This is a genomic window from Amphritea sp. HPY (assembly GCF_050870985.1).
Taxonomy (GTDB): domain Bacteria; phylum Pseudomonadota; class Gammaproteobacteria; order Pseudomonadales; family Balneatricaceae; genus Amphritea.
In genome coordinates this window covers 2,519,823-2,535,616 of sequence record NZ_CP194015.1, presented here as the reverse complement: position 1 = coordinate 2,535,616, position 15,794 = coordinate 2,519,823, and the positions used below count along the sequence as shown (strand labels likewise).

Below are 15,794 nucleotides of genomic sequence, written 5' to 3'. Positions count from 1 at the left end.
TGTTATATGTGGAAACACCGCATATAGCAACGACCGTCTGGAACATAGCGCATTCGTCGCGTCAGAGCGCATCGATCAATGCACGCGAGAAGGTCTGAATTGAAGCAACAATAAACGACGGATCAGGGGAAGTGAAGTGGCGAGGGGGAGTATAACCAAAGGCTCAACGACAACCCGGATGCGATAGTAGAGCCGGGCGCCGTTGAGGAGCATGAAGCGCTGTTACTTCTTGCTAACGCGCGCTGCTTCGTCTGTGTAGATTTTGTAGGTTCCTTTCAGGTCTGCAACCCACTCAGGACCATGGCGGAAGTCCACAAGGGCGCCAATGTTATCGTATGCTTCCAGTACCTTAGGATCCTTCATTACCTTAGCGGTAACTGCAGTTAGTTTGTCTACGACGTCCTGAGGCACACCTTTTGGTGCGAAGACACCAGACCAACCGCCAAAGCTACCTTTGATGCCGTGATCGGCAAAGGTTGGAACGCCAGGGAAGGCATCCATTTTCTGGTTGATAACCAGAGCTCGTGCACGATCAGCCTTTACGTGAGGACCAAACGCAGGTGGGAAGGATACTGCAGAATCGATGTGACCACCTACCACGGAAACCATGGAAGCCGCAGCACCTTTAGCGTGTACGTATTTCGGTGTGTAACCGGCCTGGTTGGCAATAATGTTCGCCATGATGGTGCCGGAAGAAGATGCCCCCCAAGAGCCCTGGGTCACTCTGTTACTCTTCGCACCAGCGATAAAGTCTTCAAATGTTTTATAAGGGCTGTCTTTGGCTACGACTATAGCCAGCGGAACAGAGGTGTATTTTACAACCGGGGTGAAGGTTTCAAAGTTGTATGGAGTGTTGCTGAAGTTCGGAGTCACCAGCATGTTACTTACACCCGCGTTGATCAGCGTGTAACCGTCGTTTTTAGCGCGAGCTACAAATGAGGTACCAACGACGCCGCCGCCACCGGTCTTGTTGATGACAACCACTGGCACACCCAGCTCTTTCTCGACTGCATCGGCCCAGATACGGGTGGTCAGATCAGAGTCACCGCCAGCGCCCCAAGGTACGATCACCTGGATCGGTTTCTCCGGATATTCTGCCAGTGCAGCTCCAGCTGCGAATGTCATGGTGACTGCGGTAGCGATAGATAGCAGGGTTTTTTTAGGGCTTTTCATACTTACTTCCTTCGACTTATTTTTATTTACGTTTAGCAGTCTTCACAGGACATATGACCTTTCTCAGAGGAATACGTCACATCCCGTGAAGGGATTTATGTTTTCTGCTCAGGCGGCTTTCTCTTGTACCGGAGCTGGGACTTTTGAAGCTTTTCGTTTCATACGCATGCTTGAGAAGACAAAGAATGCGGATAGAGCTATAAACACCCATGAGAACGGAGAAGCAAAGAACAGGTGATACTCAGTGCCAACGATGGCAAATGCCTGATCCAGGTTCTGCTCCAGGAACGGCGTCAGAATGAAGCCGATGATGAATACCGCCGGGTTCAATCCAACCATTCGCATGCTGTAGCCCATAACAGTGAAGGCGATCAGCACCAGGATGTCGTCCATGTTCTGACCTGCAGTGAAGGCGCCGGTGAACGCAAACACAGTCACACATGGGAAAATGTAATAACGACGCAGGGAAGCCATCTTTACGAAGAACTTGAAGCCTGCGCGGGCTATTACCAGCAGAAACAGATCGGTGATCAGGAAGCCTGCAAATATCGCGTAGATGGTTTCAGTGTGCTCGAAAAAGATCATCGGGCCCGGCGTCAGACCATGGATCAGGAATGCACCCATTAGTAGCGCAGCAACGTCGTCACCCGGAATACTCAGAGTCAGCATCGGGATCATGCTGGAGCCACATACCGCGTTGTTAGCGGATTCCGCGGCGGCGATGCCTTCTACAGAGCCTTTGCCGTACTCGTCAGGTTTCCTGGCGGTACGTTTTGCTTCACCGTAGGCGATAAACGCTGCAGTACTGGAACCCAGGCCTGGCAGAGCACCGACAAAGGTACCGATACCGCTGGATTTCAGGATGGTGCGGAATACTTGTTTGAACTCTTTAAAGCTGATGCGGTTATCAGCCGGATTCGGTGAGTGCGTGATCGCCAGTTCATGGTGCGGTACCCTGCGGCGCCGGATCACATTGATTACCTCCGGCATTACCAGGATACCGATCAGCATCGGTGTGAAGGTAAAGCCGCCCATCAGTTCGGTGATACCAAAAGTGAAACGGGAGGAACCGGTAATGGAGTCCATTCCTACCATCGCAAACAGCATACCCAGACAGCAGGACAGCAGACCGCGAGGAATGGATTCACCCGCCATAGAGCCGATAACAGTAAAGGCGAACAGCAGCAGGAATACCTTCTCGATCGGACCCGCCTGCAGTGAGATCGCAGAGATCGGCGCTGCCACCAGGATCAGTACCATAGTTGCCAGCATCTCACCGGATACAGAGGAGAACAGAGAGATATCGAGGGCTTTACCTGCTTTACCCGCCTTGGTCAGCGCATGGCCGTCCTGAGCAGTCAGGAACGATGCCGCCGCCCCCGGTGTGTTAATCAGGATCGCAGAGATCGAGCCACCGTAGATACCGGCTTTATATACGGCCAGCAGCATGGTGATACCGATGATCGGATCAACATAAAAGGTCATCGGCAGTATAATCGCGATCGCCATGATGCAGGAAATACCAGGGATGGCACCGAAGGTAATACCGATGAATACGCCAGCAATAATGCCCAGAATTGGGCCTACTGCCAGGATTGCCGAGAAACCGCTAAGAATATTGTCAAACATCTGAATATCTCCCCTTATAGAGTCCAGGTTGGCAGGTAAACCCGCAAGAACTCCCGGGATCCGTAATAGATCAGCACCGGGGTGATAACAGACATAGCAATGAGCGGTATCCAGTTACGGCCACCCAGCAGCACAGCAACGCCGAGCATAATAAATGGTGTGGTTACCATGAAACCGAGATGCGGTACGGCGAGCCAGTAGGCTACAAAGATACCGATATAGATGAAGATGCCGGAGTAACCGTTAGTGATGACCAGTTCCGGCCCTTCAAGCTCGGCACCTTTAGACAGTTTGCTGAACGACTGGAAAGCGATAGTCGCAGCGAAGATCATCATAAAGCCAGCTACGACACGAGGCAGAAACATAATGCCCAGATCGCTTTCTGCACCACCCTCTGCAAGATTGTCATTGGTTAGGATGATCACCGAGATGATGATCAGGAACGTCGACAAGACGACGTCTATTTTTCTTCTGTCCATAGTACTACCACATTGTTTCTTATTTTTATTCGACCTGTGCTGACCGTTTGTACGGTTGCTCAATGAGTTGCCCGTGTTGTGAAAGCAATTGAGCGAGTAGCGCTATAGGCCGCTGATTTATTCAGTGTAAATAAACTGAATATAGATACAATTCGAAAAAATCTCTGATTATATAAGTTTGTCTTATGTTATTTGATTGTACGTACCATTCCTGTGTCAGGAATAAACGCCAGGGAAAAATGCAGCGGCTAAGTCAGATACCCATCCTTTAAGTATTGTTGAAAATACCCAGCTTCAGCTTGCGCATATTTCATTTCCGGGGGAGGGAGCAGAGATTAATAGTCATTCTTGCAGAGCAGAGGTTTTTGCAAGCCGATCTCTGCTTCAGGAAAGATGTGAAAAAGCGGTTCCTTGCCGATCTGATTTCGCGACAGAGCTTTTGCTGAGCTTGTAACAATACAGGTTATTCAGATAGACCGATCCGGTCGGCGTCCGGGTCTGGATGCTTTCACTTATGTCAGATGCGATTGCGTTGTTGTATGGGTCAGTGTTGTGAATCAGAACTGTATATAAGAAAAACTGATGACATCTTAAAAAAATACGATTTGTGATTATATTTTTCGCAGCAAATAATAGTTGCATCAAGGCTCTGATCTGAATCATTTAATGAAACAGGCTGAATATAAAAATAAAAGGTGAACCTCGATCTCTGCATTGTCTCTGACAGTTGGTTATATCAACCTACAGTTATTGCCCCGCACTTTGATCCCTCCTTTTATGTTCTCCATTGACGACGTCGGAATGATGTATGCCTCGGGATATTGCCAATTAACCCCGGCTGTTCGGTTAGCTGAGTGTTGGCTTCTTAAGGCTTTTCGCAATAAGAGAATAGAAAGCCGCTATGTGCATCAGATGCATATAAGGGTATTCAGACCCGTTGGATCGATTCAGGTAGCCTGCCGAAGAAAAACTGATGATAAGTGAGTATGAAATGATCCAACGCCAACATTCCAATCAGCGTATGAGTCAGCTGGTAAGTTATGCCGGCCTGGTCTGGACTGCCGGTCAGGTGGCTAAAGATCCAACTGATGATATGGCAGGTCAGACCCGTCAGGTTCTGAACCAGATCGACGCTCTGCTGGCTGATGCCGGTAGTGATAAGAGTCATCTTCTGAGTGCCAATATATGGGTTTCAGATATCGGTCAGTTTGCCCGGATGAACGAAGTATGGGATGCCTGGGTTGATAGTGAAAATGCACCGGTACGCGCCTGTGTAGAGTCCCGTCTGGCGCGTCCTGAGCTGCTGGTAGAGATTCAGATAGTAGCAGCCAAAGCTTAACTTTTTGAGGTGTGGAGCTTATCCACTTAGCGACTATGGAAAACAAACATATTGCAATCGTCGGTGCCGGTGTGGTTGGCCTGTCAACTGCGCTTAACCTGCAGCAGGCCGGTTACCGGGTGACCCTGATTGATCGGGATGATCCTGGTATGGGCACTTCTTTCGGTAATGCAGGACTATTTGCTGATTATGCACGGTTGCCTTTCACCAAGTTTGCCATGATGCGCAAGATGCCGGGGATGTTATTGGACAGAACCAGCCCGTTGTCGATGCAGGGTAGTTATCTGCCGAATCTGGTGCCTTACGGTTGGGGGTTCTTTAAATCCTGCTTCCGGGCTAACTATGAGAAGGGATGTAGAGCCCTGACTTCCCTGCAACGGTTAGCGCCAGCGGCCGATCATAAGCTGTTGCAATTGGCCGGATCGGAGGATCTGGTGAAAGCCAATGGTTGTCTGGCACTGTTTGATTCTGAACAGAGTATTGCAGAGGCAAAGACTGGTGATATGGCTGAGCGAATTCAGCAGGGTGTGAACCTGGAGTTTCTAAGTGCCGGTGAAGTAACCGAGTTGGAGCCGGAGCTTGCGGCTTTTCATGCTGGCGGAGTGTTCTATCCGAATACTCGGTTTACCGTGAGCCCGGTTGCCATCAGCCAACGCTATGCCGGCCACTTTGCTGCTAATGGCGGCATGATTGTGCAGGATGAGGTACAGGAGATCATCGCCAGTGGTAAAGGGGTAACCCTGCGTCTGAGCGACACTTCCATGCATTTTGATAACCTGGTGCTATGCGCCGGTGTTGCTTCCAAGCAGTTACTTAAACCGCTGGGCTGTAATTTCCCCCTGGTCAGTGAACGGGGTTACCACCTGACTCTGGATACCGATGGTAAGCAACTGAATCGCCCGGTGGGGTGGCTGGATAAAGCGGTGTTCCTGACCCCGATGTCTGACGGTGTAAGGCTGGCGGGCACTGCAGAATTTGCCGATGCCGATGCGCCACTGAATCAGCAGCGGGCCAACGTTATGCTACAACACGCTAAGGTAATGCTGGGGCTGGAGCCTGAGATCAAATCTACCTGGGTAGGAAGCCGGCCATCAACCCCGGATTCATTGCCGGTAATTGGCAGCCTGAACAAGTATCCGCAGATCAGTGTGGCATTTGGCCATGGTCATCTGGGTCTGACATTTGGCGCGGTAACCGGACAGTTAATTAAAGAAACTATCAGTGATGAGAAAACGTCGGTTGACCTGACCCCGTTTGCACCGGAACGATTTAGTTAAGGTAATAATATGATTATTAAAGGTGGTATCAACATTTGTGGGGTTCCGCTGGGTGTTATCTCGCTGGAATCCTATTTTCCGAAACCGGATGGCCATATTAAGCATCCGGCCAGCTTTGATTTCCCGATCCTGTATAAAACGGTACAGGGCGCAACGATTGATCGTTTGATCCGTGAGCGGGACCCTGAATTGCTGAAGCCTTTTATCGAAGCTGCTCAGGAACTTGAGCGTGAAGGCGTAAAAGCGATCACCGGTAGCTGTGGTTTTCTGGCGCTGCACCAGAAGGCGCTGGCTGATGCCGTGGATATCCCGGTCTTTATGTCCAGCCTGATTCAGGTGCCTTTAGTATCTCGCATGCTGAAATCTGATCAGAAAGTCGGCGTAGTGGTCGCGAACTCAGAAGCACTGACTCAGGATCATCTGTCCGGTGTAGGTATTGCTGATGAACCTATGGTGGTTGCTGGTATGCAGGATCAGTCCCAGTTCTTTGATGTGATTCTGAAGGGTAATCACGATGACCTGGATATGGATCTGTTTGAACAGGAACTGACAGGAGTGATAGCTACGATGCTGGAAAATAACCCTGAAGTCGGGGCTGTTGTTCTGGAATGTACAGACCTGTCTCATTTTGCACCGCAACTGCAACAGACGTTTGGCCTGCCGGTATTTGATCTATCAAGCCTTACCCGGATGGTTACCGCCGCAGCAGATCGAAAGATCGCGTAAGAGCTGCCCAACAACTCAACTGTTTTTATGCACAGGGCTTCACGGCCTGACTCCTGAGCAGGGGTTTATTACGGAAAACCTCTCCGCTCTTCTTTAGCAGATATGGTCCTGTTTACCGGTTCCCGGATAGGACTGTATCTGCTTTTTTTTGATATCTGCTATTTGTCCTGTTTGTAAAACCGCCAAAATTCAATCTCGTACTGTCTCTTTAGTATCTGTCAGACTGTTTTCACGTCGCCTGTTTAATAATCGTAGCTGAATTAAAGTGGGTCCTATCTAATGTCATAAAGTGGGTCTCCATGCGGCCCATTTAGTGAATTACTCTATAACTAAATCGAACAGGAAACCGTTGTCTGGGAAGCGAGTAAAGAGAGATGGTTATGACGCAGATAGAAACTATACCGAAAAATAACCTGGGCCAGGCGGTAGGCAAGGACCTGGATAACTGGACTGCATGTCCCCGGCCAATGCGAACCACTATGACCGGACGCTTTTGCAATTTGGAACCGTTGGTACCCGAGGTTCATGCTGCACAGTTGTTTGCGGCATTCAGTGAAGACAGGGAGGGGCGAAACTGGACCTATCTTCCTTATGGCCCGTTTGACTCACAGGAGCAGTTCAAGCACTGGTTACAGGAGAGCAGCTGTGGTGATGATCCCCTGTTCTATACGGTGGTGGAGCGTCGAACTAGTGAAGCGGTTGGTATGGCCAGTTATCTGCGGATTGAACCTGTGGCAGGTGTAATCGAAGTGGGCCACATCCATTTTTCACCCCTGTTACAACGCACGCCTCTGGCGACCGAAGCGATGTTCCTGATGATGCAACGGGTATTCGATGAACTGGGGTATCGCCGTTACGAATGGAAGTGTGATAACTGTAATGAACCCTCGAAGCGGGCAGCCCTGCGCTTTGGCTTCAGCTTCGAAGGCGTATTTCGGCAGGCCACTATCTATAAAGGCCGAAATCGGGACACCGCCTGGTTCTCTGTTATTGATAGTGAATGGTCGCGGCAGAAACGGGCTTTTCAAAGCTGGTTGGACCCGGAAAACTTTGATGCAGAAGGACAGCAGAAACGCAGCCTGCAAGATTGTTTTAAATAAGGAGAGCAATATGATTATCACCGTTTCTGCACTTAACCCGAAAGACCGGGAGCAGTGGCAGCAGCTTTATCACGGCTATGCCGATTTTTACGGTATGCCGATGGATGGACAGATTCTGGATCGGATCTGGGGCTGGATCTTCGATCCGAACCAGCAATTTTTTGCCCTGATTGCTAAAAATGAGAACGGTAATGGTGTTGGTCTGATGCATTACCGCGAGATGCCATCACCATTGCGAGGTGCCCAGGTTGGATTTCTTGATGATCTATATATCAGCCCGGAGTTTCGGGGTAATGGCGTAGTGGATCAGTTGTTTAAGCGGCTGAAACAGGAAGCGCAGGACCAGAACTGGCCGTTTGTTCGCTGGATCACAGCGGAGAATAACTACCGTGGCCGGGCGGTCTATGATCGGTTGGCGGAGAAAACCCAGTGGCAGACCTACCAGCTGAATGTCGATTGAACATAAATCGACTGAATATTAGTTAATTGAGTATCAGCCGATGTTCGATCCGATTGTAATCCTGAGGACTGTGGTGCTTCAGGCTCCTGATTACAGGCTGTAATGACTTATGTGAAATATGCGAGGAGTTATTACATGGATGTATGCATAAATTTACTATTAATTTGTCAATTAATAGATAAATTTTCCGACTTTGATATAAATCAAGATTAACAAAGCGAAATTTAACCCGCGCTTCCTCGCTAGAATAATGTTCATTAAGTTCGCTGGCCCTGTGTATCGACAGGGCCGTTAAGCGCACCACTACGAGATTAATGAGCAGAGGTATCGGGTATGACTCAATCACAGGATTTTCTACTGGAGCTGGGACAGCTGACAGAACAAAGCGTAATTAACCTGGCAGCCTCTTTTAAAGCGTTACCTCCCAGCCCCTATCTGGATGGTGCTTTTCGTTTGCGCCGATACTCGCACTTCAATTTTCAGCAGGGCGATCTGTCTCAACTGCCGACAAAAGCTTTTGTTCAAAGTGGCGATATCAACCTGTTTCAGGGTGATGTGGAGCGGGTGTATCCGGAGATCGAAGAGCAGGTGATCAATAGCGATGCCTTCAAAGAGATGTTTATCAACTTCAAAGAGATTGCCGGTATCAGCGATGATAAGCCTATTGAAGTACATCAGATGCGCATTCTTGCTAACAGCGAAGCGCTGACTGAAGCAGCCCCTGAAGGTGTGCATCAGGATGGCTTTGAGAGTCTGGCGGTGTTTGTCATAGAGCGTAGCAATATTAAGGGTGGTGAAATCCGAGTTCACACAGAAAAAGAAGCCGCGCCGTTTGTCAGCCATACCTTTGATAAAGGTGAATTTGTGGTGCTGAACGATCAGCGTTTCTGGCACAGCGCAGCCGCTCTGGAAGCGGCCAACGATGCGAATGCCCACATGGACGTTTTTGTACTGACTGCCTGAGCTGAGAGAGCTGAAAATGAACAATTTTGATCTTAACCAGATTCGCAGCCAGTTCCCGGCTTTGCAGCAGGAAATCGGTGCGGTTGCACCTGTCTTCTTCGATGGCCCGGGTGGGGCACAGGTCAGCCAGTCGGTACTTGATGCAATGGTCGCTTATCTGGGCCGCTATAACGCCAATCTGGGTGGCGCATACTTCTCCAGCCATAAAACTGTTGAGCTGATGGCGGATGCACGTCAGGCAGCGGCAGACTTTTACAATGCAGCAGACAGTAACGAGATCCTGTTTGGTGCTAACGCTACCACGCTGACGTTCACTATGAGCCGTGCTATCGCCAGAGAGTGGCAAGCCGGAGACGAGATTATTGTCACCGCACTGGATCACTATTCGAATGTATCACCCTGGGTTCTGGCGGCAGAAGAGAAGGGCGTTATCGTCCATCAGGTGCGGGTAAACGAAGCTGATTGCAGCCTTGATTATGATCATCTGGCCTCGCTGCTGAACCATAAAACCCGTCTTGTTGCCTGCACCTATGCATCTAACACTACTGGTTCAGTTGTTGATATGCCGAAGGTGATTGCGCTGGTTAAACAGCACAGTCAGGCGCTGACCTATATCGATGCGGTGCATTACGCTCCACACCAGCTGATTGATGTTCAGGCTCTGGGCTGCGATCTGCTGGTCAGTTCTGCGTATAAGTACTTTGGCCCGCACCTGGGGGTGATGTATGGCAAGGCGGAAGTACTGGCCCGGCTGCAGCCTTATAAAGTAGCGCCGGCAAAAGATGTTAATCCTAATCGCTGGGAAACCGGTACTCAGAACTACGAAGCATTGGCGGGTTTTATCGCCGCGATTGATTATCTGGCTTCATTATCGTCAGAGGTTACTGTTGATCGGCGCGAGCAGTTGGTAGCCAGCTACCAGCAGATTACTTTACACGAACAGAAACTGAGTAAACTGTTTCTGGACAGGCTTAACAGTTATACCAACATTAAATTGTTTGGCATTGCGGATGCCTCTCGTTTGGCAGAGCGCACCCCAACCTTTGCTTTTCGTATCGATAACATAGAACCGCGGGCTGTATCTGAGTTTTTCGGGCAACAGCATATCTGCATCTGGGATGGCAATTTTTACGCTCAGGGTCTGTACGACCAGTTGGGATTAACGGATATCGGCGGCGTGGTTCGGGTGGGCTGTATGCACTATAACAGCGCATCTGAAATTGACCGTTTCTTTACCGTTCTGGATCAGTTTCTGGCCCAGGTTTAAGGTTTGGCTTTAAGGCTTGGTTTTAAGGCTTGGTTTTAAGGCTTGGTTTTAAGGCTTGGTTTTAAGGCTTTATGCTCTGAACCGAGTTTTAAGACGGCTTTGTAAAAGCCAAGAAAGTAGTTCGCTCCTGTTTACCGGCCTGTTTATCAGGCCGTTTTTTTGCCTGTCGATTACCTCGGCTCCCTAATCTGTAACGCATAAAGCTGCTAATATTTCGTTAACTCTTAGCAAACAATTTTTAATATGACGCAATCATTGGATAATATCGATCGTAAAATACTGCAGTTATTGCAACGGGATGCTAACTTGTCTGCCACTGAGCTGGCCGATCGGGTTGGCTTGTCACAATCCCCCTGTTGGCGACGGATTAACCGCTTGCAGGAAGAGGGTTATATCAAAAACCGGGTAGCGCTACTGGACCGGCAGAAGCTGGGGCTGAGTATCGTGGTGTTTGTGAATATCAAACTCTCCGCCCACGGCTGGAATATGCTTAATGAATTCGAAGCCGCCATTGTCAGCTTTCCTGAAGTGCTCGAGTGCTGGACTATATCCGGTGGCATGGATTACACCTTGCGAGTCGTGACTAAAGATATTGAGTCCTACGAGCAGTTTCTGCGCCGTCGACTGCTGCAGCTCCCCCATATTCAGGAAGCACAAAGCAATATCACTATGACCGAGGTTAAAAACACCACCCAGTTACCGCTGGATGATCTCTGATACCGGTCCTTAACGTTCCTGTAATCTGCAGTTAGCAGGCCCGCTACTGTGAGATACCAGATGGCAGGTAGAGCGTTCTGCATCTTCCTGGTGGGCAAGGAGTGCGCCTGAATATCATGTTCAAATCGTTCGTCTCTCCAGAGACTATAATCAAAGACATTAATAGAATCGGCCGATAGGGAAGCATGTTGTTCCACTTAGAGCGTGATTTCAGATAATAAGTGTAAATATTATGGTGCGGTATGAGGCGAAATTCAGCATTAGGAAGCGTCGAACAACTTAAAAATCCTGATTACACCCCGCCGCTTGCTCAGGCAATCCCGTTGGGGATTCAGCATGTTCTGGCGATGTTTACCAGTAATGTGACACCTGCAATCATTGTGGCCGGAGCAGCTGGTTTTGGCTTTGGTTCAAACTCCCCCGATTTTTTTAATCTCATTTATATGATTCAGATGTCGATTCTTTTTGCCGGCATATCAACGTTATTCCAGACCATCGGCATGGGGCCTGTGGGAGCTCGGTTACCTATTGTACAAGGCACAAGCTTTGCCTTTCTTCCCATTATGATTCCGCTGGTAGCAGGGCAGGGAATTACGACCCTTGGTGCATTGATGGGTGGGGTTGTTATAGGAGGGTGTTTTCACTTCTTGATAGGTACCTTTATTGGCCGCATTCGCTTTGCTTTGCCACCGTTGGTTACCGGCCTTATCGTACTGATGATCGGCCTTGCGCTGGTTAAGGTGGGTATTCAATATGCGGCCGGCGGGGTACCTGCTATAGGCACACCTGAGTTTGGCAGTCTGAAAAGCTGGTCTATGGCATTAATCGTAATCCTCGTCACGATTGGCGTTAAATTTTTCTGTAAAGGGATAGTGTCAGTCGCGGCCATTCTTATCGGGCTTTTTGTTGGCTATATCGTTGCGTTGATTATGGGTGAAGTCGATTTCAGTAATATTCACCAGGCCGATCTGTTTATGGCGCCTGTGCCCTTCAAATGGGGCTTTGAAGCAAATACTGCGGCTATTCTCGGTTTCTGTTTTATGGCAGTCATCTCTGCGATTGAAACTGTAGGTGATGTTTCTGGTATTACCAAAGGCGGTGCCGGGCGTGAAGCAACCGATAAGGAAATCAGCGGGGCAACATTTGCAGACGGATTGGGAACCGCCATTGCAGGAATTTTTGGCAGCTTACCCAATACCTCTTTCAGTCAGAATGTGGGGCTCATTTCCATGACGGGTGTAATGAGCCGGCACGTAGTGACTATCGGAGCAATTTTCCTGATCATTTGTGGCTTTGTTCCTAAGGTTGGAGCTTTTATTTCCACTATTCCGATTGAAGTTCTTGGCGGGGGGGTAATTGTCATGTTTGGTATGGTGGCTGCTGCCGGTATCAATATGCTTTCGAGCGTTATCTGGAATCGTCGTAACATGGTGATCTTTGCGGTGGCCCTGTCCATAGGTCTTGGCCTTCAAATGGTCCCGGATGCCCTGCAGCACCTTCCTGCAACTCTGAAAATATTATTAACATCCGGTCTTCTCCCTGCAGCAGCAATTGCAATCATCCTCAATCTGGCTCTGCCTGAAGAGCTGGATGAATAAGTGATTTCACTGAATGCCGGGAAAGGGGTCTGGTTTGTAGAAATCGGATCCTGGCAGCTAATTTTTTATGCTCTGCAATACCCGCAAGGCACTTCATCCTGCTTTATAAATATCACGGTCAGTGCTTTGTAAGGTGGCCGTTAAAGCAGGATAAAGCTATGAGTTGAACCTGTTCTATTACCAGTCCCTTCATTCTGCAGCAGAAGCGACAATATCGGCTTTCGTTGAAGCAATGATATCAATAAGCTCCTGACCTTCCTTTTCCGGAACATTATTCTTTGCCAGAACTTCCCTGAAAATGGTCACCATTCGCGCCCACTCTGTCTCTGTAATGTTGAGATGAGTATGCGACTCTTTCATGGCCCGGCCCTGGTATTGGCATGGTCCGCCAGAAACCTGACAAACCAGAGCGGATACCCGGTATTTCAAATAAGGTGTAGGGACACGCTTGCGTGCGGCATCAATGGCTGGGTTTGCATTGAGGGTCGCGTCTGGCACTAAGGCATCAAGAAAATCACTGACTACGACGGTAATAGGGGCAAGACCACCTAAACGATCGTACAGAGATGGTTGCTCTGCTTCGGAACTGCTTTGTGCGAATGTTGTGTTGAATCCGAAAATCAGGATTCCTGTAACAACGATCTTAGTAATGAGGTTCAAGCTGTGAATAGCCATTTTGACCTCCTCTTCATATTGTACTTTGACAACTTGCTTCTACATCGTAGTCATTCACCGGACTTCTGCCAGCCTGCAGCCTGGCTATACCTGGCAGGTTTGTTCTTATATTTACCCATTCAGATCCGAGTAGAGAGCAGAAATAATGTTTAGAATGAATTGTTGGGCATCGCTCCGCTCAGACCAACCTACCATCTACGAAGGGCTGTATTTAACGTCTGATCGGTGCCTGTTAAGAACGCTTTTTCTAGCCACTAGCAGGAATGCCTGCCTTCCGTTCTAGCTAGTCGCGAAGCGGCGGTCTAGCTACTGCCCCATCCCCCGATAAGGGTATATAAGCCGTTTTGATAGTTAATTAAAAAAACTTGAATTGATCCCTGTGTCAATCTCCGGATAATGCCGCTTCCTGCTTCTACTTTCGATTGGGTTTTCTGGTTTTCTGTATGCAACAAAGCAACAGCCAGGGTGGTCTTTTCTGGACGACTTCGGCCTATTTTGTGTGGGGCTTAATGCCTCTTTTTTATCAGCATCTGCGGGGCGTTGAGGCGCTGGAGATCTTTGCCCACCGGGTGCTATGGTCGGTGCCGATGATGGCGCTTTTATTGTGGGTGACTGTTACCCCTTGCCGGGTGTTTAAGCTGCTGCTGGAGCCAAAGACCTTCTTCTGGTTGTTTCTGTCGACCGGTTGTATATCAATTAGCTGGTATCTGAACACCTGGGGTGTGACCCATGGGCAGGTGCTGATGGTCAGCCTTGCATTCTTTCTGACGCCATTGATCAGCATCCTGATCGGGGTGTTTTACCTGAAAGAGAAGTTAACGCCTTATCAGTTGGTAGCGTTACTGTTTTGCCTTGGCGGTTTTATCTACGCTTGCCTGAACCTTGATGCTTTTCCCTGGTTGACCATTGGTATCGCGGTGTCGTTTGGCTGCTATGGCCTGATTAAGAAGCAGGTAAGGATCGATACCCTGAATGGGCTGAGTGCGGAGGTTATTCTGATGATTCCGTTTGCCTTGTTTTACCTGATCGGTATGGGCGGCAATACCCACTATGCGGCGGATGAGGGGGACGTTCGTATGTTGCTGATGCTGACCGCCCCGATGACTATTCTGCCACTGGGGTTATTCGCCTTCGGTGTCGCCCGGATGAAGAGCCTGACGACGATAGCGGTCATGCAATATATTGAACCCACGCTGTACTTTCTGCTGGCTGTTTTCGTGTTTAAGGAAGCCATTGATGCCGAGCGTCTAATTACCTTTGCGTTAGTTTGGGTCGGCTTTATTGTGTTTGCTGCAGATAGTCTCAGACGTTCTCGTACAGTATCTTAGCTATTAGTTTTTAAGTCAGTGATGGAACCTTGTTTCGCTTCTGCGCGTTGCCATTTGATGCCGCTGGCCAGGATTACACCAATCATTATAATACTCACACCGGCTAAAGTACTGGCACTGAACGCTTCACCGAGTAACGGTACTGCGGCAACGGTCGCAAACGCAGGCGTCAGGGAGCCCAGAGCCGCTGTTTTTTCCGCACCGAGTTTACCTATAGCGATGCCGTAAGTTACCCCGCCGATGACACCCGCACCGATGCCCTGAGTCAGCAGGAAGGGCCATAGTGCCTGCCAGTTGCTGTCCACCATTGTGCTTTTCCCCCATCCTGCCAGTAGCGATATAAGCAGACCAACGCAGGCGCTACAGCAGAGCAGGGCCGTCGCCTGCAGAGCGTTGATACCTGCCACCCGCAAACCAAGGGTGTAGATTGCCCAGACCAGGCTGGCAGCCAGAAAAGCCAGATGACCCCGCCAGTAACCCGAGTCAGGGTTAAACAGGCCGTTAGCCAGTAGCACCATAATGCCCAGTACTATAGCGCCCAGCCCGAACAGTCTGTTACGCGGCAGTGGTTCTTTAAATACCAGCACTGCAAGACCGGTGACAAACAATGGTGCGGTACCAGGAACCAGGGCTCCGGCGTGGGCTGCCGGGGCAAACTGACTGCCCAGTGATACCAGATAGAAAAAAGGCAGACCACCGATTGCTATCATCAGCAGGTAGCGAAACTGAACCCGACAGATGCGCTGCCATCCAGTGATCAACCAGGGCAGGAAGATCAGGGCAGGTATGGCAAATCGCATCAGGCCCAGGTCGGTCGGCGTTAGCGAAGATTGTGTTTCTGCCCTTAGTGAGAGCAGGAAACCGACCCAGATAATAATAGTAACCAGCATGGCTGCAATGCCTGCCAGATTGATTGTCGGTTCGCCGCGATAGTTGTGCATTTGAAGAGCTTCCTGTTGAAACCGGTTGTGGTGTTTAGCAGGGGCTTATTATGGAAGAAAAGTAAAAGTGAAAAGTTGTTATGTTATATTGATTTTAATAAGAAATTAGCTGATAGTTTTAA

Annotated in this window: 15 protein-coding genes; 10 read left to right on the top strand and 5 right to left on the bottom strand. The window is 49.3% G+C overall.

Translation table 11 applies throughout. From position 1 onward, the window contains the following. Window positions 1–222: 222 nt before the first annotated feature. The 3 genes from ACQUQM_RS11365 to ACQUQM_RS11355 form a co-directional block, all read right to left on the bottom strand. Entirely contained in the window at window positions 223–1,173 is a 951-nt protein-coding gene (locus ACQUQM_RS11365; RefSeq protein WP_432474617.1) for a Bug family tripartite tricarboxylate transporter substrate binding protein, read from the bottom strand. A gap of 108 nt (window positions 1,174–1,281) precedes the next feature. Next, window positions 1,282–2,802 carry a tripartite tricarboxylate transporter permease gene (locus tag ACQUQM_RS11360; protein ID WP_432474616.1) on the bottom strand — a complete coding sequence of 507 codons (1,521 nt, stop codon included), beginning with the start codon at window positions 2,800–2,802 and terminating at the stop codon, window positions 1,282–1,284. 14 nt (window positions 2,803–2,816) lie between these two features. Beyond that, window positions 2,817–3,281 carry a tripartite tricarboxylate transporter TctB family protein gene (locus tag ACQUQM_RS11355; RefSeq protein WP_432474614.1) on the bottom strand — a complete coding sequence of 155 codons (465 nt, stop codon included), beginning with the start codon at window positions 3,279–3,281 and terminating at the stop codon, window positions 2,817–2,819. Between the two features lie 991 nt (window positions 3,282–4,272). On the opposite strand from ACQUQM_RS11355, the gene ACQUQM_RS11350 reads away from it, so the two are divergent. The 9 genes from ACQUQM_RS11350 to ACQUQM_RS11310 all read left to right on the top strand — a co-directional run bounded on the left by ACQUQM_RS11350 (window position 4,273) and on the right by ACQUQM_RS11310 (window position 12,728). Next, window positions 4,273–4,620 (top strand): RidA family protein, encoded by a 348-nt coding sequence (locus ACQUQM_RS11350; RefSeq protein WP_432474821.1) that lies wholly within the window; start codon window positions 4,273–4,275, stop codon window positions 4,618–4,620. A 35-nt stretch (window positions 4,621–4,655) separates the two neighbouring features. Further along, window positions 4,656–5,897: an NAD(P)/FAD-dependent oxidoreductase gene (locus ACQUQM_RS11345; protein ID WP_432474613.1), complete on the top strand. Its 1,242-nt coding sequence runs from the start codon at window positions 4,656–4,658 to the stop codon at window positions 5,895–5,897. Window positions 5,898–5,906: 9 nt separating this feature from the next. Beyond that, on the top strand, window positions 5,907–6,623 hold the full coding sequence (locus tag ACQUQM_RS11340; RefSeq protein WP_432474612.1) for an aspartate/glutamate racemase family protein: 717 nt from the start codon (window positions 5,907–5,909) through the stop codon (window positions 6,621–6,623). 380 nt (window positions 6,624–7,003) lie between these two features. After that, complete coding sequence (locus ACQUQM_RS11335) at window positions 7,004–7,723, top strand: GNAT family N-acetyltransferase (RefSeq protein WP_432474611.1); 720 nt, start codon at window positions 7,004–7,006, stop codon at window positions 7,721–7,723. A 10-nt stretch (window positions 7,724–7,733) separates the two neighbouring features. Continuing rightward, window positions 7,734–8,183: a GNAT family N-acetyltransferase gene (locus tag ACQUQM_RS11330; protein WP_432474610.1), complete on the top strand. Its 450-nt coding sequence runs from the start codon at window positions 7,734–7,736 to the stop codon at window positions 8,181–8,183. A gap of 333 nt (window positions 8,184–8,516) precedes the next feature. After that, window positions 8,517–9,146, top strand: coding sequence for a 2OG-Fe dioxygenase family protein (locus tag ACQUQM_RS11325; protein ID WP_432474609.1), 630 nt, complete (start codon window positions 8,517–8,519; stop codon window positions 9,144–9,146). A 16-nt stretch (window positions 9,147–9,162) separates the two neighbouring features. Beyond that, a complete protein-coding gene (locus ACQUQM_RS11320) occupies window positions 9,163–10,413 on the top strand; it encodes a cysteine desulfurase-like protein (RefSeq protein ID WP_432474608.1) in 1,251 nt (416 codons plus the stop codon). 243 nt (window positions 10,414–10,656) lie between these two features. Continuing rightward, window positions 10,657–11,130, top strand: a complete 474-nt coding sequence (locus ACQUQM_RS11315) for an Lrp/AsnC family transcriptional regulator (RefSeq protein ID WP_432474607.1) — start codon at window positions 10,657–10,659, stop codon at window positions 11,128–11,130. Window positions 11,131–11,372: 242 nt separating this feature from the next. Beyond that, entirely contained in the window at window positions 11,373–12,728 is a 1,356-nt protein-coding gene (locus ACQUQM_RS11310; protein ID WP_432474606.1) for a uracil-xanthine permease family protein, read from the top strand. Window positions 12,729–12,917: 189 nt separating this feature from the next. Here the strand turns inward: ACQUQM_RS11310 and ACQUQM_RS11305 are convergent, their stop codons facing one another. Beyond that, the gene (locus ACQUQM_RS11305) at window positions 12,918–13,403 is read right to left on the bottom strand and encodes a group I truncated hemoglobin (RefSeq protein ID WP_432474605.1); all 486 of its coding nucleotides are present in this window, start codon (window positions 13,401–13,403) and stop codon (window positions 12,918–12,920) included. Window positions 13,404–13,846: 443 nt separating this feature from the next. Between ACQUQM_RS11305 and rarD the strand changes: the two genes are divergently transcribed. Beyond that, on the top strand, window positions 13,847–14,731 hold the full coding sequence (gene rarD, locus ACQUQM_RS11300) for an EamA family transporter RarD (protein WP_432474604.1): 885 nt from the start codon (window positions 13,847–13,849) through the stop codon (window positions 14,729–14,731). On the opposite strand, the gene ACQUQM_RS11295 is transcribed toward rarD, so the two are convergent. Next, complete coding sequence (locus ACQUQM_RS11295) at window positions 14,728–15,672, bottom strand: DMT family transporter (RefSeq protein WP_432474603.1); 945 nt, start codon at window positions 15,670–15,672, stop codon at window positions 14,728–14,730. The two genes, rarD and ACQUQM_RS11295, sit on opposite strands and share 4 nt — an antisense overlap. Between the last annotated feature and the right edge of the window lie 122 nt (window positions 15,673–15,794).

Excerpts from the sequence above, each read along its gene's own strand:
- ACQUQM_RS11355 (WP_432474614.1), bottom strand. The coding sequence starts at position 3,281 with ATGGACAGAAGAAAAATAGACGTCGTCTTGTCGACGTTCCTGATCATC.
- ACQUQM_RS11295 (WP_432474603.1), bottom strand. The coding sequence starts at position 15,672 with ATGCACAACTATCGCGGCGAACCGACAATCAATCTGGCAGGCATTGCA.
- ACQUQM_RS11330 (WP_432474610.1), top strand. The coding sequence starts at position 7,734 with ATGATTATCACCGTTTCTGCACTTAACCCGAAAGACCGGGAGCAGTGG.
- ACQUQM_RS11365 (WP_432474617.1), bottom strand. The coding sequence starts at position 1,173 with ATGAAAAGCCCTAAAAAAACCCTGCTATCTATCGCTACCGCAGTCACC.
- ACQUQM_RS11340 (WP_432474612.1), top strand. The coding sequence starts at position 5,907 with ATGATTATTAAAGGTGGTATCAACATTTGTGGGGTTCCGCTGGGTGTT.
- ACQUQM_RS11310 (WP_432474606.1), top strand. The coding sequence starts at position 11,373 with ATGAGGCGAAATTCAGCATTAGGAAGCGTCGAACAACTTAAAAATCCT.
- ACQUQM_RS11325 (WP_432474609.1), top strand. The coding sequence starts at position 8,517 with ATGACTCAATCACAGGATTTTCTACTGGAGCTGGGACAGCTGACAGAA.
- ACQUQM_RS11350 (WP_432474821.1), top strand. The coding sequence starts at position 4,273 with ATGATCCAACGCCAACATTCCAATCAGCGTATGAGTCAGCTGGTAAGT.
- ACQUQM_RS11345 (WP_432474613.1), top strand. The coding sequence starts at position 4,656 with ATGGAAAACAAACATATTGCAATCGTCGGTGCCGGTGTGGTTGGCCTG.
- rarD (WP_432474604.1), top strand. The coding sequence starts at position 13,847 with ATGCAACAAAGCAACAGCCAGGGTGGTCTTTTCTGGACGACTTCGGCC.
- ACQUQM_RS11320 (WP_432474608.1), top strand. The coding sequence starts at position 9,163 with ATGAACAATTTTGATCTTAACCAGATTCGCAGCCAGTTCCCGGCTTTG.
- ACQUQM_RS11335 (WP_432474611.1), top strand. The coding sequence starts at position 7,004 with ATGACGCAGATAGAAACTATACCGAAAAATAACCTGGGCCAGGCGGTA.
- ACQUQM_RS11315 (WP_432474607.1), top strand. The coding sequence starts at position 10,657 with ATGACGCAATCATTGGATAATATCGATCGTAAAATACTGCAGTTATTG.
- ACQUQM_RS11360 (WP_432474616.1), bottom strand. The coding sequence starts at position 2,802 with ATGTTTGACAATATTCTTAGCGGTTTCTCGGCAATCCTGGCAGTAGGC.
- ACQUQM_RS11305 (WP_432474605.1), bottom strand. The coding sequence starts at position 13,403 with ATGGCTATTCACAGCTTGAACCTCATTACTAAGATCGTTGTTACAGGA.